The organism is Bradyrhizobium sp. SSBR45G, from assembly GCF_030159255.1.
Taxonomy (GTDB): domain Bacteria; phylum Pseudomonadota; class Alphaproteobacteria; order Rhizobiales; family Xanthobacteraceae; genus Bradyrhizobium.
Genome location: NZ_BSCT01000083.1, coordinates 1 through 526, shown reverse-complemented (window position 1 = coordinate 526; position 526 = coordinate 1). Strand labels below are relative to the sequence as shown.

Sequence of the window (526 nt, the reverse complement as noted above, 5' to 3'; positions counted from 1 at the left end):
CACCCTAAGCTTCGGCTCGTGGCTTGAGCCCCGTTACATCTTCGGCGCAGAAACCCTTATTTAGACCAGTGAGCTGTTACGCTTTCTTTAAAGGATGGCTGCTTCTAAGCCAACCTCCTGGTTGTTTTGGGATTTCCACATCCTTTCCCACTTAGCCACGAATTGGGGGCCTTAGCTGTAGGTCAGGGTTGTTTCCCTCTCCACGACGGACGTTAGCACCCGCCGTGTGACTCCCGGATAGTACTCTCAGGTATTCGGAGTTTGGTTGGGTTTGGTAAGACGGTAAGTCCCCCTAGCCCATCCAGTGCTCTACCCCCTGAGGTATTCGTCCGAGGCGATACCTAAATATCTTTCGCGGAGAACCAGCTATTTCCCAGTTTGATTGGCCTTTCACCCCTAACCACAAGTCATCGGAGCCTTTTTCAACAGGCACCCGTTCGGTCCTCCAGTGAGTGTTACCTCACCTTCAACCTGCTCATGGCTAGATCACTAGGTTTCGGGTCTAATACAACGAACTTGACGCCCT

The 526-nt window shown here is 52.1% G+C and carries 1 rRNA gene; it reads right to left on the bottom strand.

Annotation, left to right across the window (positions count from 1 at the left end):
- A 23S ribosomal RNA gene (locus QQL87_RS37230) occupies positions 1 to 526 on the bottom strand; the annotation flags it as partial.